Annotated in this window: 27 protein-coding genes; 11 read left to right on the top strand and 16 right to left on the bottom strand. The window is 57.1% G+C overall.

Annotation, left to right across the window (positions count from 1 at the left end; genetic code table 11):
* Positions 1–14: 14 nt before the first annotated feature.
* Positions 15–1,106: an iron-sulfur cluster carrier protein ApbC gene (gene apbC, locus B9Z35_RS01165; protein ID WP_108281841.1), complete on the bottom strand. Its 1,092-nt coding sequence runs from the start codon at positions 1,104–1,106 to the stop codon at positions 15–17.
* Positions 1,107–1,208: 102 nt separating this feature from the next.
* Positions 1,209–1,490 (bottom strand): cupin domain-containing protein, encoded by a 282-nt coding sequence (locus tag B9Z35_RS01160; RefSeq protein WP_108281840.1) that lies wholly within the window; start codon positions 1,488–1,490, stop codon positions 1,209–1,211.
* 56 nt (positions 1,491–1,546) lie between these two features.
* Between B9Z35_RS01160 and metG the strand changes: the two genes are divergently transcribed.
* The 6 genes from metG to panC all read left to right on the top strand — a co-directional run bounded on the left by metG (position 1,547) and on the right by panC (position 8,243).
* The gene (gene metG / locus B9Z35_RS01155) at positions 1,547–3,619 is read left to right on the top strand and encodes a methionine--tRNA ligase (protein ID WP_108281839.1); all 2,073 of its coding nucleotides are present in this window, start codon (positions 1,547–1,549) and stop codon (positions 3,617–3,619) included.
* Between the two features lie 35 nt (positions 3,620–3,654).
* Positions 3,655–5,325 (top strand): SulP family inorganic anion transporter, encoded by a 1,671-nt coding sequence (locus tag B9Z35_RS01150; RefSeq protein WP_108281838.1) that lies wholly within the window; start codon positions 3,655–3,657, stop codon positions 5,323–5,325.
* A gap of 40 nt (positions 5,326–5,365) precedes the next feature.
* Positions 5,366–5,569 (top strand): DUF3460 family protein, encoded by a 204-nt coding sequence (locus tag B9Z35_RS01145; protein WP_108281837.1) that lies wholly within the window; start codon positions 5,366–5,368, stop codon positions 5,567–5,569.
* A gap of 98 nt (positions 5,570–5,667) precedes the next feature.
* Positions 5,668–6,465, top strand: a complete 798-nt coding sequence (locus B9Z35_RS01140) for a ScpA family protein (protein WP_108282764.1) — start codon at positions 5,668–5,670, stop codon at positions 6,463–6,465.
* A 23-nt stretch (positions 6,466–6,488) separates the two neighbouring features.
* Complete coding sequence (gene panB / locus B9Z35_RS01135) at positions 6,489–7,361, top strand: 3-methyl-2-oxobutanoate hydroxymethyltransferase (protein WP_108281836.1); 873 nt, start codon at positions 6,489–6,491, stop codon at positions 7,359–7,361.
* A gap of 18 nt (positions 7,362–7,379) precedes the next feature.
* Entirely contained in the window at positions 7,380–8,243 is an 864-nt protein-coding gene (gene panC, locus B9Z35_RS01130; RefSeq protein WP_108281835.1) for a pantoate--beta-alanine ligase, read from the top strand.
* A gap of 324 nt (positions 8,244–8,567) precedes the next feature.
* On the opposite strand, the gene B9Z35_RS13135 is transcribed toward panC, so the two are convergent.
* The 6 genes from B9Z35_RS13135 to B9Z35_RS01100 form a co-directional block, all read right to left on the bottom strand.
* Positions 8,568–8,699, bottom strand: a complete 132-nt coding sequence (locus tag B9Z35_RS13135) for a hypothetical protein (protein WP_255416665.1) — start codon at positions 8,697–8,699, stop codon at positions 8,568–8,570.
* A gap of 47 nt (positions 8,700–8,746) precedes the next feature.
* Positions 8,747–9,529: a hypothetical protein gene (locus B9Z35_RS01120; RefSeq protein ID WP_108281833.1), complete on the bottom strand. Its 783-nt coding sequence runs from the start codon at positions 9,527–9,529 to the stop codon at positions 8,747–8,749.
* A complete protein-coding gene (locus B9Z35_RS01115; protein WP_108281832.1) occupies positions 9,519–10,535 on the bottom strand; it encodes an NAD(P)H-dependent glycerol-3-phosphate dehydrogenase in 1,017 nt (338 codons plus the stop codon). The genes B9Z35_RS01120 and B9Z35_RS01115 overlap by 11 nt, the downstream gene beginning before the upstream one ends.
* Positions 10,536–10,556: 21 nt before the next feature.
* Positions 10,557–11,003 carry a protein-export chaperone SecB gene (gene secB / locus B9Z35_RS01110; RefSeq protein ID WP_108281831.1) on the bottom strand — a complete coding sequence of 149 codons (447 nt, stop codon included), beginning with the start codon at positions 11,001–11,003 and terminating at the stop codon, positions 10,557–10,559.
* An 81-nt stretch (positions 11,004–11,084) separates the two neighbouring features.
* On the bottom strand, positions 11,085–11,342 hold the full coding sequence (grxC, locus tag B9Z35_RS01105; RefSeq protein WP_108281830.1) for a glutaredoxin 3: 258 nt from the start codon (positions 11,340–11,342) through the stop codon (positions 11,085–11,087).
* Between the two features lie 17 nt (positions 11,343–11,359).
* Positions 11,360–11,767, bottom strand: coding sequence for a rhodanese-like domain-containing protein (locus B9Z35_RS01100; RefSeq protein WP_108281829.1), 408 nt, complete (start codon positions 11,765–11,767; stop codon positions 11,360–11,362).
* Positions 11,768–11,858: 91 nt separating this feature from the next.
* On the opposite strand from B9Z35_RS01100, the gene gpmA reads away from it, so the two are divergent.
* The 3 genes from gpmA (at position 11,859) to B9Z35_RS01085 (ending at position 14,920) form a co-directional block, all read left to right on the top strand.
* Positions 11,859–12,602 carry a 2,3-diphosphoglycerate-dependent phosphoglycerate mutase gene (gene gpmA, locus B9Z35_RS01095; protein ID WP_108281828.1) on the top strand — a complete coding sequence of 248 codons (744 nt, stop codon included), beginning with the start codon at positions 11,859–11,861 and terminating at the stop codon, positions 12,600–12,602.
* Positions 12,603–12,679: 77 nt separating this feature from the next.
* Positions 12,680–14,140: a S41 family peptidase gene (locus B9Z35_RS01090; RefSeq protein WP_108281827.1), complete on the top strand. Its 1,461-nt coding sequence runs from the start codon at positions 12,680–12,682 to the stop codon at positions 14,138–14,140.
* Between the two features lie 18 nt (positions 14,141–14,158).
* On the top strand, positions 14,159–14,920 hold the full coding sequence (locus B9Z35_RS01085) for a molybdopterin-synthase adenylyltransferase MoeB (protein WP_108281826.1): 762 nt from the start codon (positions 14,159–14,161) through the stop codon (positions 14,918–14,920).
* On the opposite strand, the gene B9Z35_RS01080 is transcribed toward B9Z35_RS01085, so the two are convergent.
* A complete protein-coding gene (locus tag B9Z35_RS01080; protein ID WP_233246440.1) occupies positions 14,880–15,401 on the bottom strand; it encodes a thermonuclease family protein in 522 nt (173 codons plus the stop codon). The two genes, B9Z35_RS01085 and B9Z35_RS01080, sit on opposite strands and share 41 nt — an antisense overlap.
* 100 nt (positions 15,402–15,501) lie before the next feature.
* Between B9Z35_RS01080 and B9Z35_RS01075 the strand changes: the two genes are divergently transcribed.
* Positions 15,502–17,184 carry a SulP family inorganic anion transporter gene (locus B9Z35_RS01075; protein ID WP_108281825.1) on the top strand — a complete coding sequence of 561 codons (1,683 nt, stop codon included), beginning with the start codon at positions 15,502–15,504 and terminating at the stop codon, positions 17,182–17,184.
* Here B9Z35_RS01075 and B9Z35_RS01070 read toward each other — a convergent pair.
* Complete coding sequence (locus tag B9Z35_RS01070) at positions 17,181–17,606, bottom strand: hypothetical protein (protein ID WP_108281824.1); 426 nt, start codon at positions 17,604–17,606, stop codon at positions 17,181–17,183. The genes B9Z35_RS01075 and B9Z35_RS01070 overlap by 4 nt on opposite strands.
* Before the next feature lie 29 nt (positions 17,607–17,635).
* Entirely contained in the window at positions 17,636–18,040 is a 405-nt protein-coding gene (locus B9Z35_RS01065) for a hypothetical protein (RefSeq protein ID WP_108281823.1), read from the bottom strand.
* A 75-nt stretch (positions 18,041–18,115) separates the two neighbouring features.
* Here B9Z35_RS01065 and B9Z35_RS01060 point away from each other — a divergent pair, with 75 nt between their 5' ends.
* Positions 18,116–19,441: a DUF4113 domain-containing protein gene (locus tag B9Z35_RS01060; RefSeq protein WP_108281822.1), complete on the top strand. Its 1,326-nt coding sequence runs from the start codon at positions 18,116–18,118 to the stop codon at positions 19,439–19,441.
* On the opposite strand, the gene B9Z35_RS01055 is transcribed toward B9Z35_RS01060, so the two are convergent.
* The 5 genes from B9Z35_RS01055 to folE form a co-directional block, all read right to left on the bottom strand.
* Positions 19,438–19,977 carry a hypothetical protein gene (locus B9Z35_RS01055; protein ID WP_108281821.1) on the bottom strand — a complete coding sequence of 180 codons (540 nt, stop codon included), beginning with the start codon at positions 19,975–19,977 and terminating at the stop codon, positions 19,438–19,440. The two genes, B9Z35_RS01060 and B9Z35_RS01055, sit on opposite strands and share 4 nt — an antisense overlap.
* Positions 19,978–19,991: 14 nt before the next feature.
* Positions 19,992–20,525, bottom strand: coding sequence for a hypothetical protein (locus tag B9Z35_RS01050; RefSeq protein WP_108281820.1), 534 nt, complete (start codon positions 20,523–20,525; stop codon positions 19,992–19,994).
* Between the two features lie 84 nt (positions 20,526–20,609).
* Complete coding sequence (locus B9Z35_RS01045; protein ID WP_108281819.1) at positions 20,610–21,425, bottom strand: DUF429 domain-containing protein; 816 nt, start codon at positions 21,423–21,425, stop codon at positions 20,610–20,612.
* 1 nt (position 21,426) lies between these two features.
* Complete coding sequence (locus tag B9Z35_RS01040; RefSeq protein WP_108281818.1) at positions 21,427–21,852, bottom strand: BLUF domain-containing protein; 426 nt, start codon at positions 21,850–21,852, stop codon at positions 21,427–21,429.
* Positions 21,853–21,863: 11 nt separating this feature from the next.
* Positions 21,864–22,559, bottom strand: coding sequence for a GTP cyclohydrolase I (gene folE / locus B9Z35_RS01035; RefSeq protein ID WP_108281817.1), 696 nt, complete (start codon positions 22,557–22,559; stop codon positions 21,864–21,866).
* Between the last annotated feature and the right edge of the window lie 36 nt (positions 22,560–22,595).

The raw sequence follows: 22,595 nt of genomic DNA, 5'->3' as shown, positions 1-22,595 counted from the left end.
CAAGCACTCCAGCATCAAGTCTCTTTGGAGATCTTGATGCTAGGGAACTTGCTAGAAAAGTCTTTGGCTTTCGCGGCAATCTTCACTGCCACTTGGCGGGCCACCGCCTTGTAGATACCTGCCACTTCGCCGTCAGGGTCAGCCACCACCGTGGGCTTACCGCTGTCGGCTTGCAAGCGAATTTGCATGTTGAGTGGCAGTGCGCCTAGGTAGTCCATGCCGTCTTTTGCGGCCAGCTTCTTGCCGCCGTCTGCGCCAAAGATGTGTTCAATGTGACCGCAGTTGGTGCACACGTGCACGGCCATGTTCTCGACCAAGCCGAGGATGGGCACGCCCACCTTTTCAAACATCTTGATGCCCTTTTTGGCGTCAAGCAATGCAATGTCTTGCGGCGTGGTGACGATCACCGCGCCCGTCATCGGCACGCGTTGGCTCAGCGTGAGCTGAATGTCGCCCGTACCTGGAGGCATGTCCACAATCAAATAGTCCAGCGATTTCCAATTGGTCTGGCGCAGCAACTGCTCCAAGGCTTGCGTGGCCATGGGGCCGCGCCAAATCATGGCTTCGTCTTGGTCGACCAAGAAACCGATGGACATCACTTGCACGCCATAGTTCTCCAGCGGGTCCATGGTTTGGCCATCGCTACTCTCAGGGCGGCCTTCAATACCCATCATCATGGGCTGGCTAGGGCCGTAAATGTCGGCGTCGAGCAAACCTACGCTTGCGCCCTCAGCCGCCAAGGCCAACGCCAAGTTGGCAGCGGTGGTGCTTTTGCCCACACCGCCCTTGCCCGAGGCCACAGCGATGATGTTTTTGACTTGCGGCAACAGGGCCACACCACGCTGCGCGGCGTGCGCCACGATGTTCATGGTGATGTTGGCTGACACGTTGTCCACGCCCGCCACGCTTTTGGCAGCGGCAATCAGTTCTTTGCGAAAGCCCGCAATTTGGCTTTTTGCGGGGTAGCCAAGCACCACGTCAAACGACACGTCACCGCCGCTAATTTGCAGGTTTTTCAACGCTTTGGTGGTGACAAAGTCTTTGCCCGTGTTGGGGTCAATCACGGTTTGCAGGGCAGCGCTCAGGGTTTGTTCGGTCAGGGCCATAAAAGTCTTTGTTTTGGAAATAGAAATTGCGCGCAAGTCTAGCGCGGTGTGTTTGACCGCACAGTGCACAGGTCATCACGGCGACTGGTCGCTAAAAAATACTCAGACGTTCCTGCGCGCCACCCAATAAGCCGCACCCTCAGGCCCATACCGCTCGTCATGCGGCACATGGGGTTCCAGCTCAAAGACAGAGCCTGGCACGAGATGCTGAGTGTGGCCATTCATGGTCAGCCACATCTCTCCTTGAGTTAGCAACGCATGCACGCCAAAGGGGTGGCTATGGGTCTCTAGCACGGTGTTGGGCGGCCAATCCCGCTCAATCACTTCGTCAAAGCCAGCAGCTCGGGCTTTTTCGCGGAATTCATCAAAGCTAGGTAAGTTCATCAGCGCATTCTGCAGGATCTAAAATCATCCCCTTCGCCCAAAGGTCTTGCTTCCAAATGTCCCAGCGCCAGCTATTTGTTACCACCGCCCTGCCCTACGCCAACGGCAACTTCCACATCGGCCACATCATGGAGTACATCCAGGCCGACATCTGGGTGCGTTTCCAGCGAATGCAGGGCCACAAGGTCGATTTCGTGGGCGCAGACGACACACACGGTGCGCCCATCATGATTGCGGCCGAGAAGGCTGGCATCACCCCGCAGCAGTTTGTGGCCAACATCGCCGCAGGCCGCAAACCGTATTTGGACGGCTTCCACATTCAGTTTGACAACTGGCACAGCACCGATGCACCCGAGAACCACGAGCTGGCCCGCCAGATTTACCGTGACTTGCGCGACATCCCCGAAGTGCAAGGCGGCTCGCTGATTGAGCGCCGCACGATTGACCAGTTCTTCGACCCAGAGAAGAACATGTTCTTGCCCGACCGTTTCATCAAAGGCGAGTGCCCCAAGTGCCACGCCCACGATCAGTACGGCGACAACTGCGAGGTGTGCGGCGCGGTCTACGCCCCCACCGACCTGATCAACCCGTTCTCAGCCTTGTCGGGTGCCAAGCCTGAGCTGAAAAGCTCAGAGCATTTCTTCTTCAAGCTGTCTGACCCACGCTGTGTGGCGTTCTTAGAGAAGTGGACACAAGACGGAAAGCTGCAACCCGAAGTGGCCAACAAGGTCAAAGAATGGTTCACCGTGCGCACCAACCCCGATGGCACAACCAGCGAAGGCTTGGGCGACTGGGACATCTCGCGTGACGCGCCTTACTTTGGCATCGAAATTCCAGACGCTCCGGGCAAGTACTTTTATGTATGGCTTGACGCGCCTGTGGGCTACTTGGCATCGCTGAAAAACTTGCTCGACAAACGCGGCGAGAGCTACGACGCCTACATGGCCAACGACAAGTTGGAGCAATACCACTTCATCGGCAAAGACATCGTCACGTTCCACACTTTGTTCTGGCCCGCCATGCTGCACTTCAGCGGCCGCAAGACACCCAACAACGTGTTTGTGCACGGCTTCCTCACCGTCAACAACGGCGAGAAGATGAGCAAAAGCCGTGGCACGGGCCTTGACCCGCTCAAGTACCTCAGCCTCGGAATGAACCCCGAGTGGTTGCGCTACTACTTGGCCACCAAGCTGAACAGCAAAAACGAAGACGTGGACTTCAATGCCGAAGACTTCATGCTGCGCGTGAACAGCGATTTGATTGGCAAGTTCGTCAACATCGCGTCGCGTGCAGCGGGCTTCTTGACCAAGCGATTCGAAGGGAAGCTCACGCAAAGTTTTGGCGAGCAAGGCACTGCGTTGCTAAATGACATTCACGCTGCCAAAGAGAGCATCGCCCAAGCCTACGACGCACGCGAGTACGGCAAAGCCGCCCGCGAAATCATGTTGCTGGCCGACAAAGTCAACTCATACGTGGACCAACACAAGCCTTGGGACTTGGCCAAAGACGCCGCCAACAACGAAGCCCTGCACCAAGTGTGTTCGTTGCTCATCAATGCGTTTGCCGAGCTGAGCCGCTACTTGGCGCCCGTGTTGCCCTCACTTGCACAGGCGGTCGAAGCCTTCACCGGCACGTCCATGCAAAACTGGAACACCACAGGCTATGTAGCCAACATTCAACCCTACCAACACCTTATGCAACGCGTCACCCCCGAACAACTCGAAGCCTTGTTTGAGCCACCAGCTGTGGCGGAAGAAAAAGTCACGCCAGGCGGCGAAGAGATCGCCCCCACCATCAGCATCGATGACTTTGCGAAGGTCGATTTACGCATTGCAGAAATCGTCAACTGCGAAGCGGTGGAAGGCTCCACCAAACTGTTGCGCCTCACGCTCGATGTGGGCGAGGGCAAAACGCGCAATGTGTTCAGCGGCGTGGCCAGCATGTACAAGCCCGAAGACCTCAAAGGCAAGCTCACCGTGATGGTGGCCAACTTGGCCCCGCGCAAGATGAAGTTTGGTGTGTCTGAGGGCATGGTGCTTGCCGCTAGCCATGCAGATGAGAAGGCAGAGCCCGGCATTTATGTGCTGCACCCATGGCCCGGCGCAAAACCCGGTATGCGTATCCATTAATTGGGTTCCGACCCCGATTAGCTCTAAGACTCTTCATGCTCAACTTTTTCCGCCCCCACGTCGTCGACTCTTTGAAGGGTTACACCCGCCAACGTTTTTACCAAGACGTGGGCGCGGGTATCACGGTTGGGGTGGTGGCGTTGCCGCTGGCCATGGCGTTTGCCATTGCGTCGGGGCTCAAGCCTGAAGCGGGTTTGTTCACCGCCATCATTGCGGGCTTTTTGATTTCTGCTTTGGGAGGCAGCCGCGTGCAGATTGGCGGGCCTGCGGGCGCGTTCATCGTCATCGTCTATGGCATCTTGGAGCGCTATGGTTTGGCCAACCTCATCATCGCCACCGCGATGTCAGGCGTGATGTTGTTTGCCATGGGCTTGCTGCGCTTGGGCACGCTGATTCGCTTCATTCCTGTGGCGGTGGTGATTGGATTCACCAACGGCATTGCAGTGCTCATCATGGTGTCGCAGCTCAAGGACTTTTTTGGCCTACAAGTCAAAGCCATGCCGGCTGACTTTTTTGGCATCTTGCGCACACTGAGCGACAGCTTTGGCACGCTCAACGCCGAAGCCTTGGGCTTGGCTGTGGTGTGTTTGGTGTTGCTCGCGTTTTGGCAGCTGGCCTTGCCACGTTTGGCCAACGCCATGCCCAGCACCAAAAACTTCTCCACCATCCCCGGCTCTATCGTGGTGTTGGTGGGTGCAACCGTCGCAGCCAAAATAATGGGGCTGGAGGTCGAAACCATCGCCTCTCGCTTTGGCAGCATTCCTAGCAACTTGCCTGCCTTTGCATGGCCCGAGTTCAGCTGGGACACCGCCAAGTTTTTGCTCATCCCCGCCACTACGCTGGCCTTGTTGGGCTCGATCGAATCGTTGTTGTGCGCCCGCATTGCCGACCAAATGATGGCCGACGGCCCCTACGGCGACCGCCACGATGCCAACCAAGAGCTGATGGCTCAAGGCATTGCCAACATCATCACGCCCTTCTTCGGCGGCATGCCTGCCACCGGCACGATTGCCCGCACCGTGACCAATGTAAAAAACGGCGGCAACAGCCCTGTGGCTGGCATGGTGCATGCCGTGACATTGCTGGTGGTCATGTTGGTGGCAGCACCATTGGCAGGCGATGTGCCGTTGGCCGCACTCTCAGCCATTTTGATGTTCGTCGCTTGGAACATGGGAGAGTGGCATGAGTTTGTTCATCTGCGCCAATTCCGCCTGCCCTACCGCGCCACGCTCTTGTCGGTATTCTTGCTCACGGTCATTGTTGATTTGACAGTGGCAGTTGAGGTCGGCCTGATAGCGGCATGCCTGACCTTCATTTATCGCATCTCTAGCCTCAGCCGTGCTGAACATGTGCAAGCCGATGCATTTCCTGAACTGGCAGGCCACGAAACCGCCGTGCACGCCCACCGTTTGTATGGCGCCTTGTTCTTTGGTGCGGTCAAGCTGGTGGAGGCCATCGAAGAAAGCCTGCCCGCTCAAGCAGTGGTGTTGGACCTGAAAAACCTCATTTATGTGGACTCGTCAGGCGCTGACGCGCTACTGGCCTTGGCCCGCACTTGCAAGAAAAAGCAGGTGCGCCTCATCGTCTGTGGTCTAGGGCACCAGCCGCTGGACATGGCGCAACGCAGCGGCCTGCTGCACGCCTTACCTGACACAGACCTTGTGCCCGATTTGAGCCATGGTTTGGCCTTGGCCCTCGGTCGTTAAAATCTACGCAATCTCAAGAAATCCAATTAGGAAGCTCACCATGTCGATTTTTCAACGCGACCACTACACCTCAGAAGCCACTCAGTTCATCGAGTCGCTCAAGGCCAAGAACCCTCAGCTCGAAAAAGCCCAACGCGATGGCCGCGCTTTGCTGTGGGACAAACAAGTGAACACCGAAATCCAGCAAGACGTGCAAGCGGGCCGCGTGGCGCAAAAGCCGTACGTTTACCAAACGAACGCCTAAAGACCTTCGGTCTTGGCCTAAGCCCTTCCGATTAAGCGCCCACCGTGCATCCTGCCGACCCCACCCTGCCTAACGACGAGGCACACATCGCCTCTGTCATGCCAGAGGTGATCGACAACGTGGCCGTGGCCCGCCTGTATGGCGAGCCGCTGTTTGCCATGCCGCAGGATTTGTACATCCCGCCAGACGCGCTGGAAGTTTTCCTAGAGGCCTTCCAAGGCCCGCTGGATTTGCTGCTGTACCTCATCCGCAAGCAAAACTTCAACATCCTCGACATCCCCATGGCCGCGCTCACGCGCCAGTACCTGAGCTATGTGGACGAGATTCGCAGCCGCAACCTAGAGCTTGCCGCCGAATACCTGCTGATGGCCGCCATGCTGATTGAAATCAAATCACGCATGCTGCTGCCGCCAAAGAAAGTGGCTGAAGGCCAAGAGCCCGAAGACCCACGCGCAGAGCTGGTGCGCCGCTTGCTCGAATACGAGCAAATGAAGTTGGCCGCAGCCAAGCTCAATGAAGTGCCGCAGTTTGGCCGCGACTTCTTGCGTGCGCAGGTCTATATCGAACAATCGCTGCAACCCCGCTTTCCAGATGTGCATGTGGTCGAGTTGCAGCAAGCTTGGGCAGACATTTTGAAGCGTGCCAAGCTGGTGCAGCACCACAAGATCAGCCGCGAAGAACTGTCGGTGCGCGAGCACATGAGCATCGTGCTCAAGCACTTGCAAGGCAAACGCTTTGTCGAGTTTGAAAACCTGTTCAATCCCGAACAAGGCGTGCCCGTGCTGGTGGTGACCTTCATCGCCCTGCTTGAGCTGGCCAAAGAAACGCTGATTGAAATCACACAGGCTGAGGCTTTTGCCCCTATTTACGTGCGTTTGGCCTACACACCCACCTAACACTGCCCCATACCGAGGCAACCATGAGCAACACCAACGCTTCGCCCTACGGCACTTTGCCCCCCGCTTCCCCCGTCGCCGCTCGCAAACCCATCAGCTTGCCTCGCTTGAACGAGCTACGCGCGCGTGGTGAAAAAATCACCATGCTCACCGCCTACGACGCAACCTTTGCGGCCGTGGCCGATGCCGCTGGCGTGGAATGCATTTTGGTGGGCGACTCACTGGGCATGGTCTGCCAAGGACTCAGCAGCACCGTGGGCGTGACGCTCGACACCATGCGCTATCACGTGGAAAGCGTGGCCCGTGGCATCCGTCGCGTGCAAGGCACTGCATGGATCATTGGCGACCTGCCCTTTGGCAGCTACCAAGAATCCAAAGAGCAAGCCTTACGCAGTGCAACGGTTCTGATGCAAGCGGGTGCTCACATGGTCAAGCTCGAAGGCGGCGGCTGGACCACCGACATCGTGCATTTTTTGGTCGAGCGCGGCATCCCCGTCTGTGCACATTTGGGCCTGACCCCACAAACCGTGCATGCTCTTGGCGGCTACCGCGTGCAAGGCCGTGGCGACTCGGCCAACAAGCTGCGCCAAGAAGCCCTAGCCCTTCAAGACGCAGGTGCGACCATGCTGGTGCTGGAAATGGTGCCCGAGCCACTGTCTACCGCCCTCACGCAAGAGCTGCCCACTTGCCACACCATTGGCATAGGCGCAGGCAACGGCACGGCTGGCCAGGTGCTGGTCATGCACGACATGCTGGGCGTCAACTTGGGCAAGAACCCAAAGTTTGTTCACAACTTCATGGAAGGCCAAGCCAGCGTGCAAGCCGCCATGAGCGCCTATGTTGCCGCGGTGAAAAACGGCACCTTCCCCGACAACGCCAAACACGCGTGGGCCTAACCCAACGCCTCTCGTTTCATGCAAATCGTTCACACCCTCGCGGACCTGCGCCGCGCTTTAAAGCCGGCCGCCCTGCGCGCCTTTGTGCCCACCATGGGCAACCTGCACCAAGGCCACTTAGAGCTGATGCAAATGGCTCGCCAAGAGGTCGATCAGCGCGCTAGCACAGACGGCATGACCGTGGCCAGCATCTTTGTGAACCGCCTTCAATTTGGGCCCAACGAAGACTTTGACACCTACCCCCGCACGCTAGAAAACGACTGCGCCCTGTTGGAAGCCAACGGCTGCGACGTGGTATTTGCGCCGTCTGAAAAAGACCTCTACCCCGAACCCCAAGTGTTCAAGGTGCACCCACCCGCCGAGCTGGCCGACATTTTGGAAGGTGCGTTCCGCCCCGGCTTCTTTGTGGGCGTGAGCACCGTGGTGCACAAGCTGTTCAACATCGTGCAGCCCGACTTGGCCGTGTTTGGCAAGAAGGACTACCAACAACTCATGGTCATCCGCCGTATGGTGCAGCAAATGGCCTTGCCCATCGAAATCATCGGCGGCGAAACCCGCCGCGCCGAAGACGGTTTGGCCCTCAGCTCACGCAACGGCTACCTCAGCGCCGAAGAACGGGCCGAAGCCGTGCAACTGTCAATGGCTTTGAAAGGCTTGGCTGCTGCTGCCCGTGCAGGCAATGCCGCTGGCCAGCTGGATGTTCCTGCTGCCGAAGCCGCGGCGATGGATGCACTGCGCCAACGCGGCTGGGCTCCAGACTACATCACCCTGCGCCGCCAGCATGACTTGTCACCCGTAAGCGGCCCCTGCGCTGAGCCCTTGGTGGTATTGGGGGCGGCTAAGTTGGGCAAGACGCGGTTGATTGATAACCTCGAAGTTTGAGGTTTGCCTTTGAGTTGCTTCTTGGCACTCGAGGTTGTTTTCTCCGGCTAAGGTCGTGTGCGTGAGGCACAGCGGCCGCCTCATGCTGGAGTACCAGAAATCGTTGGCCGCCGCGCCACACGCACACGACATCGTTAGATAAAAAAATCTTCGCTAGAACTAAAGCGACGTTGACGCAACTAACCTGCGCGAGACGTTTTAAAAACACCCCGTTGTCGGCCGCAGTCTTCTCGTCCAGGGAATGAGCGGGTGACGATTTCTGGTACCCCAGCATGAGGAACCCGCTCATTCCCTAGGCGAGAAGCGTGCTCAGAAAAACAGAAGTTATTTCTTCAACAACTCACGCTCTTGACGGTATCGGTCGTAGTCAGGCAAAGCCTTGTCGTCCTGCCCCGTGCCCGCCGATTTGACACGTTCGTTAGCGCGAATGCCTTCATAGAAGGATTGCTCAGTCACCACGCCACAGGCACTAAGCAGGGCACAAAGAAGCAACACCAAGCGCATCAAAAGCGAAAGCCCACCGCCAAACGCGTGATATTGGCATCTGTGAAATTGGCCTTTTGGTCATACGCCACTCGCACAAAGTAGTTGCGTACGTCCAAGGTCGCCGACAGGCCATTGCCTTTGACCTTCGACTCGCCCACATCGCTAGCACCTGAGCGCTCAAACGCATCTAGCGTCAAGCCCATGGCATTGAGCAAAGTGCCACGCCACACCAAGTGCGTCACACGCTGGCCAGTTTTCAAACGGTCATCAAAAATTTGATACAGCGAAAACTGACCCAGCTGACTTTGCGAATACGTACCACCCCACAACACCGAATCATTCGGATCGAAGTTCAAGTTGTAATAGGTCTTGGTATTGGTACGCCCCCAACCCAGCAAGGGTGAAAAGCCATCGACGTTGTCTTGCTTGCCATCCCACGTGATGCTGCCGCCCACAAAGCCGCCACTCGCCACTTGCAATGACGAAATCAACTGACCATAAGAGGCCAAGCTGGTGGACTGCTCAAAACCTGCTCGCGACTGCGTGAAGTTGTCTTGGTCTTGGTAGTAGCCCAACCAAAACTTGGTGTCTTGGGTGTTGCCGCGTAAGTTGATATCGGTCGCGTTGGATTTGGTGACTGAATCGCGGTAACTGCCGAGTGTGGCCTTCCAAGCAACAGCTTGATCTGGGTTCAAAGGATCAATAGGGTCAATATTGGCGCGGTCTTGACTGGCGTAACTAACTGGCGCAACGAGCAAGCCCACCAGAAGCAACACCGCAACACAACGATCAGTTTTCACCCTTGGCTCCGCGTCCCATCAACACAGCCACAGCTTGTGCGGGAGTCATTTGACCGTCGAGCAACGCCACCACCGCCTGAGCAATGGGCATGTCCACGCCGAGGTGCTGCGCACGTTGCACCACAGTACGGGCGCAATACACACCTTCGGCCACGTGGCCCAGTGAGTCCACCGCTTGTTGCAAGGTCATACCTTGCGCCAAGGCGAGGCCCACTTTGCGGTTGCGGCTCAGGTCACCGGTGGAGGTGAGCACCAAGTCGCCCAAGCCCGACAGACCCATGAAGGTTTCGGTCTTGGCACCCAGCGCCACGCCGAGGCGTGTGATTTCGGCCAAGCCGCGTGTGATGAGTGCGGCGCGTGCGTTGAGGCCCAGCTGCAAACCATCGCACAAACCAGTGGCGATGGCCAACACGTTTTTAACTGCACCGCCTACTTCCACGCCCACGATGTCGTCGTTGGCGTACACGCGCAGGCTGTTGTTGTGAAAGGCTTGCACCATCGCGTCGCGCGTTGCGGCATCGTCACTGGCAGCCACCAAAGCGGTGGGTATGCCGCGTGCCACTTCTTGCGCAAAGCTGGGGCCACTCAAAGCGCCGCCGCGTAGCGCGGGGGCCACTTGGGCTTTGACTTCGTGGGCCATCAAACCAACACCACTGTGTGAGGAAGTATCAGGCTGCACCGCTTCAAAGCCTTTGCACAACCAAGCCACAGGCACCTTGCTACCCAAAATGGGCGCAAGTTGCGTGAGCACGCCGCGCAGGCTACTCATGGGCGAACCGATGACCACCAAATCTTGCTCTGCCAACCAAGAGCCGAGTGGCTCGCAAGACACTTGCACGCCTGCGGTGAAGGGCAAGTCAGGCAAGTAGCGCGTGTTCACGCGCTCGGCTTGCATAGCTTGCGCTTGAGGCACATCACGTGCCCACAGCGTCACGGTGTGGTGTGCGCCAGCGTTGATCGCCAGCGCTGTGCCCCACGCGCCTGCACCTAAAACGGCAATCTTCATATCGACAGCCTAAACGCGCAATTACTGAACTGAGCCAGCCGCTTGTTGCTGCTGTTGTTCGTACATGGCTTGGAAGTTGATTTCAGCCAAGTGCACAGGTGGGAAGCCAGCGCGTTGAATCACGTCTGCCACGTTGCCGCGCAAGTAGGGGTAAATGATTTGTGGGCAAGCGATGCCGATGACAGGCCCCATTTGGTCTTCAGGCAAGTTGCGCACTTCAAAAATGCCTGCTTGCTTGGCTTCCACCAAGAACACAGTTTTGTCTTCAATCTTGGTTGTCACGGTGGCAGTCACGGTCACTTCCACGATGCCATCAGCCACTTGTTCCATGCCCACGCCCAACTGAATGTCTACCGAAGGTTGCTCGGTACTGGTCAGGATGGCGGGAGAGTTGGGTTGCTCCAAAGACAGGTCTTTCAAATAGACGCGTTGAATTTGAAAAACTGGAGTGGCTTGTTCGTCTGACATTGTGATTTCCTAAAACAAAAAAATGCCCGCATCGGCAGTACCGAAGCGGGCAGCAAATCGGGATGGCTGAATTATGTCAGCTCAAGACTGCAACAAAGGCAGCAAACCGCCTTTGGCATCCAAGGCCACCAAATCATCGCAGCCACCCACGTGGGTGTCGCCAATGAAGATTTGTGGCACGGTGCGACGGCCCGTGATTTCCATCATGTGGGCACGCGCCTCGGGGTCGGTGTCGATGCGGATTTCTTCGATCTGGGCCACGCCCTTCGAGGTGAGTAGCTGCTTGGCACGAATGCAATATGGGCAAACGGCGGTGGTGTACATCTTGACGGCGGGCATGGCAGGTTCTCCGGAAATTAAGCTTTGGCAACAGGCAGATTAGCTTCTTTCCAAGCTTTCAGTCCGCCTTGCAGCGAATGCACCTTCTCGTAACCCAGTTTTTGGGCAATGGCTTGGGCACGTGCCGAACGGGCGCCAGCGGCACACACCATGATCACAGGCGTGCTTTTGTTTTTCACGGCCTTGTCCAAACGAGCTTCCAGCTCGTCCAAAGGCACGTTCACGGCGCCTTTGACGTGGCTTTGAGCGTATTCGTCAGCACCGCACACATCCACCACCACTGCTTTTTCGCGGTTCATGCATTGCACAGCCTCAGCAGGCGAAATACCGGTGGCCGTTGCTCCTTGCACCACTGGCAAGAGCAAAAAGAAACCACTGCTCGCAGCAACGGCAATCAACATCCAGTTATCGAGAATAAATTTCACGGGGGAATCCAGTTCAGGGGGTTAAAAGTATCGAGTCAGGGCAGCATTCTAAAATCATGACCAATCTTTCACTGACTTTGTTTGAATCACCATGTACAAGCTCGTATTAATCCGCCACGGCGAATCCACTTGGAACCTTGAAAACCGCTTCACCGGCTGGACCGATGTGGACCTGACCCCCACCGGCGTCGAACAAGCCAAGAACGCAGGCAAGCTGCTCAAGGCCGAAGGCTTTGAGTTTGATGTGGCCTACACCAGTGTGTTGAAGCGCGCCATTCGCACCCTGTTCCTCGCCTTAGACGAGATGGACCGCACTTGGTTGCCCGTTGTCAAAAGCTGGCGTTTGAACGAGCGCCACTACGGCGGCTTGCAAGGCTTGAACAAAGCCGACATGGCCAAGCAATATGGCGAAGAGCAAGTGCTGGTCTGGCGTCGCAGCTATGACACGCCACCTCCTGAACTCGAAGCCAACGACCCCCGCAGCGAACGCAGCGACCCTCGCTACACCCGCTTTGAACCCAACCCCGTGCCATTGACCGAGTGTTTGAAAGACACCGTGTCACGCGTCGTGCCTTTCTGGAACGAAGCCCTCGCCCCCGCCATCAAGTCTGGCAAGCGCATCGTCATCGCCGCACACGGCAACTCAATTCGCGCTTTGGTCAAGTACTTGGACGGCATCAGCGACCAAGACATCGTGGGCTTGAACATCCCCAACGGCATTCCCTTGGTATACGAGTTGGACGAAAACCTCAAACCAATCCGCCACTACTACTTGGGTGATGCAGAAGCCGCAGCCAAAGCTGCTGCTGCAGTAGCTACACAAGGCAAAGCCTAATCGTCCGACTTACAGCGCGCCTTCTGGGCGCGTTGTATATTGAGTACCTGTTAAATTTGTTATTTCTCGAAGGCCACATGCGTCAAAAATTCAAGATTGCAGGCTGGGTCGCCATCGGCGCCCTGACCGGTGCACTGACCACTGTTTCGCTGCAAACCGCTGCACGCGCCAACATGGCCCCTCTGCCGCTGGAAGAACTGCAGCAACTCGCCGCTGTGTTCAGCATGGTCAAGAGCGACTACGTAGAGCCCGTGGACGAGAAAAAACTCATCAGCGATGCCATCACAGGCATGGTCGCTAGCCTCGACCCGCACTCGCAGTACTACGACAAAAAGACCTTCAAAGAATTCCGCGAAGGCACGACGGGCCGCTTTGTAGGCGTAGGCATTGAAATTACGCAAGAAGAAGGCTTGATCAAAATCGTGTCGCCTATTGAGGGCTCACCCGCTTTCCGCGCAGGCATGAAGTCTGGCGACTTGATCACCAAGATTGACGACACCGCCGTCAAAGGCCTGTCGCTCAACGAAGCCGTCAAGCGCATGCGTGGCGAACCTGGCACCAAAGTGCTGCTGACCATCTATCGCAAAGACGAAAACCGCACCTTCCCCGTGAACATCGTTCGCGAGGAAATCAAAACCCAAAGCGTCAAAGGCAAAGTGATGGAAAGCGGCTATGGCTGGATTCGCTTGAGCCAGTTCCAAGACCGCTCGGTGGACGACTTCACCAAGAAGCTCGAAGAAATCTACAAACAAGAACCCAAGCTCAAAGGCTTGGTGCTCGACCTGCGCAACGACCCAGGTGGCTTGCTGGACGCAGCCGTGGCTGTGTCTGCTGTGTTCTTGCCTGAGAACATTGCCGTGGTATCCACCAATGGCCAATTGGCTGAAAGCAAGTTTGTTTACAAAGCATCGCCCGAGTTCTACCGCCGCAGCAGCGGCAACGACCCCGTTGCCCGCTTGCACCAAAACACCAAAGGCATTTACCGCACAGTACCCTTGGTGGTGTTGGTGAACGAAGGCTCGGCCTCTGCCAGCGAAATCGTGGCTGGTGCCCTGCAAGACCACAAGCGCGCCACCATCATGGGCAGCCAAACTTTTGGCAAAGGCTCGGTGCAAACCGTGCGCCAGTTAGGTCCTGATACCGCTTTGAAAATTACCACCGCGCGTTACTACACACCAAGTGGCCGCAGCATTCAAGCGAAAGGCATCGTGCCTGATGTGTTGCTGGACGACACCGCCGAAGGCAGCCCTTACGCCATCCTGCGCATGCGTGAAGCCGACCTCGACAAGCACTTAGAAAGCGGCCAAGGCAAAGATGCCAAAGACGCAGCCAAGGAAAAAGAAAAAGAGAAGGCCCGCGAAGAAGCCATGAAGCGTTTGGAAGAAGAATCCAAAAAGCCCAACAGCGAACGCCGCCCACCTGAATTTGGCAGCGACAAAGACTTCCAACTCGAGCAAGCCTTGAAACGCCTCAAAGGCCAACCCGTGTTGGCCAGCAAGACGCAAAGCGAGCGTCCTGCTGAGAAAAAAGAGAAATAACTCAACACTGAGTTTGCGGTGAACGACGACCAACTGCTGCGCTATTCGCGCCACATCCTGCTTGACGATGTGGGCATCGAAGGCCAGCAGCGCTTGGTTGACAGCCATGTTCTGGTGGTGGGTGCAGGTGGCTTGGGTTCTCCCGTTGCGTTGTACTTAGCTGCAAGCGGCGTAGGCCACATCACCATTGCTGACCATGACACGGTCGACCTCACCAACTTGCAACGCCAAATCGCCCACTCCACCGCGCGTGTGGGCCACCCCAAGGTGGAGTCAGCCGCACACGCCATGCTGGCCCTCAACCCCGAAGTGCGCGTGACCGCGCTGTCCCACAAGCTAGACGCCGCCCAACTCGACGCCCTCGTGCCCACCGTGACCGTGGTGGTGGACTGCTGCGACAACTTCCCCACCCGCCAAGCCGTGAACGCCGCATGTGTAAAGCACAAAGTGCCGCTCGTCTCAGGCGCGGCCATTCGCATGGATGGCCAGCTGTCGGTGTACGACGCGCGTGACGACAAATCCCCCTGCTATGCCTGCATCTTCCCGCCCGACCAAGCGCCCGAAGAAGTGCTGTGCTCCACCATGGGCGTGCTCGCGCCGCTTGTGGGCGTGATCGGCACGATGCAAGCCATGGAAACCGTCAAGCTCATCACAGGCATTGGCTCACGCCTGACGGGCCGCCTGCAAATGCTGGATGGCCGTGGCATGGAGTGGAACGAAGTGCGCTTGCAGCGCAACGCTAGCTGCCCGGTGTGTGGCACGACCCAAAGCGTTTCCTAAACCACCTCGGCTGCAAAGCCCGCCCATCTGAAAACAGCCCCAAGTGCTGCGTTTGCGCCTGTAGCTGCAGCGCCTCATACGGGCCTGCGTTGCTTTTGTAGCTGTACGACCACGCATAGCCCTGCCCCACCATCCATGCGCCCACATCGTTGCCTTGGCGCGTGAGTTGCGCCAGCAAGCGGCCATAGCTGTCACGCGTGCGGGCACGCACCTCCACCACTTGGCCTTGCAGCGCGGCGTGCAAAGCGGCACGTGACTGTGGGCCCCACGGCTGGCAAATCTCGGGCGCATCAATGCCCAGCAGCCGCACCTTGTGTGCCTCGCCGCCATGCAGCGGCTGCACCCACACCGTGTCGCCATCGCTCACATGGGTGACGATGCCGGGCCATGCGTGCGCGGGCGTGGTGATGCACACGCAAACCGCGAACGAAACAACCAAGACACGCAACAAAAGCCGCATGCCCTGCATCTTTGCTGCCATCTGCTTGCTCCGTGTAAAAAACATCGACCACCTCAAACCAAAACCTGCATTGTGCAAACCACCGCGTATCAGGTGGTGAGCCAGCCGTTACGATTAGCACATGCACTCTGCAAAGCGTTTCTTCCCGTTCCTCAACTGGCCCAAGCCCACCCCTCAACTCCTGAAGAGCGAAGCATTCGCGGGGCTGAGCGTGGGCCTCATGGTTATTCCGCAAGGTGTGGCGTATGCGGCGTTGGCGGGTATGCCGCTCATCACCGGCATTTATGCGTCGCTGTTGCCTGCGCTGATGGCGGTGCTGTTTAGCGCGTCGCAGCGTTTGTCGGTGGGGCCTACGGCGCTGACAGCTATTTTGGTATCGGCCTCGCTCAGCGGCATGGCGGCGCCTGGCAGTGCCGAGTGGGTCAACCTCACGGTGTGGCTGTCACTCATGACGGGCTTGCTGCAAGTGGTGTTGGGCTTTGCGCGTTTTGGCTGGCTGCTCAACTTGGTCAGCTCGCCGGTGTTGATGGCGTTCACACAGGGTGCGGGCGTGCTCATCATCTCGTCGCAAATTCCGGCGATGTTGGGTTTTACAAATGGCTGGTCCACGTTGGTCATAGGCGCGGGCGTTGACTGGGCCAGCTTGGTGTTTGGCGTGGTCACGCTGGTGTTGCTGCTGTTGGCACGGCGCTGGCGGCCCACCTTCCCCACCGTGTTGGTGGTGGTGCTGGGTGCGGCGGGCGCTAGCTGGGCGCTGGGGCTAGAGGCCTCGGGCACGGCGGTGGTGGGCGCGTTGCCGCAGGGCTTGCCTGCCTTGTTTGTGCCCAGCGTCATTGAGTGGGAAATGTTCAAACAGTTGGTGCTGCCCACGTTGGTGATTACGTTGGTGAGCTTTTTAGAAACCGCATCCAGCGCCAAGGTAGACAACGACCGCAGCGGCAAACGCTGGGACCAAGACCAAGACCTCATTGGCCAAGGCTTAGCCAAAGTGGCGTCGGGTTTGTGCGGCGCGTTTCCCACCAGCTCGTCGTTCAGCCGCTCGGCGCTCAACCTGTATGCAGGCGCGCAGTCGGCCTGGGCCACCATCTTTTCGGTGGCAGTGATTTTGGTCATCCTCTTGTGCTTCACCGCGGTGTTGCAGCCTGTGCCGCAGTCGGTGTTGGCGGCCATCGTGGTGGCCGCCGTGTTGGGCCTCATCAAACCACGCGCGTTTGTGCAGCTTTACAAAATCAACCGTGTCGAGGCCGCTACGGCGGTGGTGACGTTTGTCATCACCCTGCTGTCGGCCCCGCGTTTGTATTGGGGCGTGCTGGCCGGGGTGGTGATGGGCCTGAGCCACTTTTTGCACACGCGCTTGCACCCGCGCATCATTGAAGTGGGCCTGCACCCCGACGGCAGCCTGCGCGACCGCCACCTGTGGAAATTACCTCCCTTGGCCAACCACCTCTACGCCCTGCGCATGGATGCCGAGCTGGACTTTGCTGCAGCCAGCACCCTAGAGCGAGCCATCATGGAGCATCTAGGCCAGCACCCCAACGTGCGCCATGTGTGCCTGTTTGCACTGCCCATCAACCGCATCGACGCCACAGGCGTAGAAAGCCTCGCCAAGCTAGAAGCCATGCTGCGCGAGCGCGGCATCAGCCTGCACATCAGCGGCATGAAGCTACCGGTAGAAACCGTGCTGCGCCGCGCAGGCTGCCTGCAAGCGCATGCGAGGCTGCACATGTATCGCACGGATGCGGAGGCTATTCAGCAACTGCGGCAACTGGAGGCGTTGCCTGCGGATATGGGGTGGTGTATTTAAGTTATGTCGCTATTCGGTAGCTTTTTATATTCCCTGTCAAACGCGGAATACAGCGCTTGAAGATAAGCGTCATTATTTAGCCGTTGCTCAACAACATCCACGTCGACTCGCTCGTCTTCGTACGTACCTTTCCAACCTGCATGTTCGGGTCCACTGAATTGATCAACAGTAAAGTCATATCGCTGCCCTCCAATGAAGTTGTAATAGTGCGGGATTTTCCCATTTGATGTGCTGGGCACTTCGGTTTTTAGAATGTGGCCACCAAACTTTTCACGAATCACAAGTGAAGTTTGCATGCATTGGTTAGCTGATCGGCACTGATAATTTTCACTTGTCCAAATCCCTGTGCGCTCGGACCAGCTTTTGTTTAAAGCTTGCTTTATCGCTTCCTCAACTTCGGGTTTTAGTGGTTCCAGAGACATACAAAATTACCTTCATTGACTATCGATTTTTAATAGCACTCGAAATCCAATAAGCCCCAATCAATATACAAATACCTGTCGTACCTGCACCTGATATAGCTAGATAGCAACCGAAAGCAACCGAAAGCAATTGCACACCAAAACACAATTTTTGTTATCTCTTTCATCATCGCGATTGCGTAAATCACAAACACAAGAGAAAACAGAGCAAGCATTGCGAAGTTGAGTCCATGATCATATTTTTCGATACTTGTTGCATCCCAAAATAAATACGCAACAAACAAAGCCAACGCGGCGGCTGCGTATCTAAAGTACCAAACACCATTCAAGTTGTTTTGGCAAAAGGCTTCCCACTCGCTCTTGCAGTCTTTCCACAGCCAATAATCAACATCGAATTTCACTAAGCACTCCCATAGCTGAAAAAATAAAACCATAGTTTATATTTTGTTCGTACAAACGGCTGTTTAAAGCAAAAACACACTCAAATATACTGTGTTTAAATACAGCACATGCTCCGCTCCCTCTTCGTCGACTTCAACAGCTACTTCGCTTCGGTTGAACAACAGCTCAATCCCGCGCTGCGCGGGCGGCCTGTGGGCGTGGTGCCGGTGCTGGCCGAAACGTCGTGCTGCATTGCCGCCAGTTACGAGGCCAAGGCGCTGGGCATTGGCACGGGCACGGGTGTGGCAGAAGCGCGGCGGCTGTGCCCCGACATTGCCATCGTGCTGGCCGACCACGCCAAGTATGTAGAGATGCACCACCGAGCGGTGGCGGTGGTGGACACGCTGGCCCCCGTGCGACAAGTGCTGTCGATTGACGAAATGGAGTGCGAGCTAACCGGCCGCTGGCAACAGCGCGAACGTGCGGTGGGGCTGGCCGAGCGCGTGAAGGCCGAGGTAGTGGCGCAGCTGGGCGAATGCATGCGCACGTCGGTGGGCATTGCGCCCAACACGCTGCTGGCCAAGCTGGCGTCGAACATGCAAAAGCCCGATGGGCTGACGGTGATTGAGGCGCACGAGCTGCCGCAGCGTTTGTATGGGCTCAAGCCCAAGGCGATCAACGGCATTGGCCCGCGCATGGTGCAGCGGCTAGAGCGCTGCGGCATTCACACGATGGAGCAGCTGTATGCCGCGCCCCGCGAGCTGCTGCGCACAGCATGGGGCGGCGTGGCGGGGGCCGAGATGTACGACAAGCTACGCGGCCAATGGTACGGACCGCGTGAGACGGTGGCTAAGTCGCTGGGCCACTCGCACGTGCTGCCGCCCGACCTGCGCAACCCCGCAGGCGCGTTTGCAGTGCTCAACCGCCTCACACAAAAAGCCGCCATGCGCCTGCGCAAGCAAAACGTGTACGCCACCAGCATGAGCGTGCATGTGCGCTGCCGCCACGGCTATGGCGGCAACCGTGGGCTGATGGGTGACGACCGCGCCGCGCATGTAGGCGAAACCCAAGACACCGCGTTTTTGCTGCACACGCTAGAGCAGCTCTGGCACAGCGGCCTGCACCTGTTGCGCCAGCCCGTGAGTGTGGGCGTGCAGCTGCACGGCCTGATTGAAGCGGGTCAGCACACAGGCGATTTGTTTGGGTTTGAGGAAGCTGCGGCTGATGCTGCTTTAGATGCGGCGGCAGCAGGCACTGCGCCCAATGTGTCAGGCTCGTTGTCAGCCCGAGTCGCCCCCGCCAAAGACCGTCGCAAACTGATGGCCGCGATAGACACGCTCAACAGCAAGCACGGCAAAAACACGGTGTACTTTGCCAGCGCACAAGCGGGGCTGGACCACGCGCCGATGCGGATTGCGTTTAATCGGATTCCTGATTTGGAGTCGGAGCGTTAGTACTTGGGCAGAAAACTCTGCGACAAAGTTCGGTTGTTCACACTGCCCTCTTTGATCAAAAACACCAACTCGTCCACCACCCATTTGTCGTTTTCTTGAATGAGGATGGCACGGTCTTTCCAATCGTTGTTTGGGTCTTTGTCGTAGGGGCTCATCATCTGCAAAGTCACAAGATAGGTGATTTGCCCCGTCATCACTTCGCGCGTGGCTGCCTTCATACGACTGGCTCCTTCCCACACACCCAAAAACATAGGCCCCTCAAACAAAGGGGCTTCATCACCTTTCATTTCTAGTGCGTGCTTCTCTTCGGCAACCGAGGCTTGCAACAAGCTGTCATGAAGTTTGGATGAGATGAAGGGTGAAAGTATTTCTACTTCGTCCTTTGATGGCGCACCGCGCACATCTAGCGCGATGACGGTTTTGTAAAAGTTGTCCACGCACAGGGCTTGCTCTTTCTGATCGATGCGTTCGCCCACATACTGGGATCCGAAAAATACCAACACCAGCGCCCCAACAGCGGCTGCAACGTACTTCATACAACTCCAAAAAATTAACGTTTGAGAGGGGTTGCTACCTGCGCACTGGCGCGCAAGCCTAAGGCCTCTTCGTTTTGGGCTTTCAGGGCATTCAAGCTGTGTTTGAACAACTTGATCCAATCCACCACCATGGCGTTGAGCTCAGCCAAACGCTGCGCCATCGGCTTGGTGCTTGGGGTGGGAAGCTGGGTCAGGGATTGAGTCAGTGCCATGGTTTGGCGGGTGAGTTCATCGTCTGCGATTAACACCACTTCGTTTCCCGCGCTTTGCACCATGGCCAAATACTCGACCACCGATTTTTCTCGCGCAGTGTTGAACACCAAGTGATTGACCATCGCATCTGCAGCCGTCATGTAGCGCAAACCTGTGTCCTTCAGCGCTTTTAGCTCTGTGGCGCGCTCTACTGCAAGCTGTTTGGCAAAGTCCACCTCAGCCTGGCGTGCAACGGCTCTCTCGTGCTGGTACCCAGCGACCAAGCTGCCGCATAAAGTAGCCAAAATACCGATGACGGCTGCCAAGAGCGCTATCAGCCAGTCCTTGCGATTCATAAAAACTTCTGCGCCAAGCAGTTTTGTTGCGATGCACAACTATAGCCAAAATGGCACAAAAATTAATACCAATTAATTCATTTTTTAAGCGGTGACGATCCAGCCTTCGAGCGAATCACACCCTGGAAGGCCATAGTGAGCATCTCCTGCCTCGTGTTGGGCCAGTGCCCACGCGGCTTGCACCATGCAAAGCACGGCGTCTAGGCTGTCACCGCTGGCATCGTCGACCAACGTGTCGTGCTGGGCGTGGGTGAGCTTGAGGCGCAAGCCCAAACGGGTTTGGCCCACCTCCAGCGCTTGCAGCAGCTGCTTGCGGGCAATCAGGCGCTCGGGCGTTTGTTTGGCTTTGTCGTCGCTTTTGTAGCTGGTGTTGCCAATCAGCTCACGCGCCAGCAGGCCTGGGTAGGCTTCGAGTGCGATGCGTGATGGGTCTGCGCTGTGCAAGCGTGGCAACGAGACGCCTGCCTCAATGAGTAACGGTACGCCCGCATGCAGCATGTAGGCGACGGGTGGGTTGACCCACTTCATGGATGGGCTTGAGCCTGCGGGAGTATCTGTAGCGCGATGGGCAAATTTGCCGCCCACAGGGCGTGCATCGCAAAAGGCTTTGAAGGTGTCGCGTATCTCGGCGCGGCTGAGTGCGGTGATGTGCTGCATGCAAGGCAGCCAGTTGGTGGGCCAGCCCAAGGTTTCAACCAACTCGCGCGGCAAACCGAAAGGTAAATCGAAACCGCCCACCCACGCCTGGGGCTGCTTCAACCAATTAGCAAAGGATGCAAGGGTGTCAAAGCGCAGCAGGCTTTGTAGCTGCACGCGACCAGACTTGGCGTGGCCGACAGCCACGACGATGGGTTTACGTTTGGTGGGGCTGCTGCTGAAGTCGCAGCCGATCAAAGTCACATCAAGCGCGACCGACGATGGACGCAGTGGCCATCAGTTCTTCCAGCAACGCGAACGACACATTACCCGACACACCGTAGGGGTCGAGCTCAGGTGTTTCAGAGTACTTCAACACGATGGATGGGTTGAGTTTGTCGAGGCGCACATGGCCCATGGTCCAACCACCAAAGCGTCGCTCGGTGATTTCTTGGTAGTCCAAGATCACCACGTCTTTGTGGCGCGGGTCTTTGACGATGTGGGTGTAAAGAGCGTTCACTTGGTTGCGGCCACCTTCGATGGCTTGCAAGTAAATGCCGCCACCAAAACACAGCACGCCGGTAATGCCGTTACTAATGTTGTGCTCGCGGGAGCTGTTGAGAATAGATTCTGTCTCTTCTGGGGTTTCGGGTTTGACCGAACGGCTGACGTATAGCAAACGAACCAACATGGCATTTATCCTTATTTGGGGATCAGAGACAAGAACTCACGACGCAAGTTGGGGTCTTTCAAGAAAGCACCGCGCATGACCGAGTTGATCATCTTGCTGTCCATGTCTTTCACACCGCGCCATGACATGCAGAAATGGCTGGCCTCCATCACGATGGCCAAGCCATCGGGCTGTGTTTTTTCTTGAATGAGGTCGGCCAGCTGGACCACGGCCTCTTCTTGAATTTGGGGACGGCCCATGACCCATTCGGCCAAGCGTGCGTACTTAGACAAACCAATGACGTTGGTGCGCTCGTTGGGCAAAACGCCAATCCAAATCTTGCCGATGACGGGGCAAAAGTGGTGGCTACAGGCGCTGCGCACAGTGATGGGGCCGACGATCATCAGCTCATTCAAATGCTCAGCGTTGGGGAATTCGGTGATGGCCGGTGCTTTGACGTAGCGGCCTTTGAAGACTTCTTGCAAGTACATCTTGGCCACGCGGCGAGCGGTGTCGCCGGTGTTGTGGTCGTGCTCGGTGTCAATCACCAAGCTGTCGAGCACGCCTTGCATCTTGACTTCGACTTCGTCGAGCAGGGCTTCTAATTCGCCAGGTTGGATGAACTCAGCAATGTTGTCATTGCTGTGGAAGCGTTTGCGTGAGGCAGCAATGCGCTCGCGGATCTTGACAGAAACGGGCGTGCCTTCGAAGTTGTCTTTTGCAGTCATAGGGATGATGGTATCAGCGAAGCAAAAACCCTATGT

Source organism: Limnohabitans sp. Jir61 (assembly GCF_003063545.1).
Classification (GTDB): Bacteria; Pseudomonadota; Gammaproteobacteria; order Burkholderiales; family Burkholderiaceae_C; genus Limnohabitans.
The sequence above is the reverse complement of the archived record's forward strand: the minus strand, read 5'-3'. Positions and strand labels throughout refer to the sequence as shown.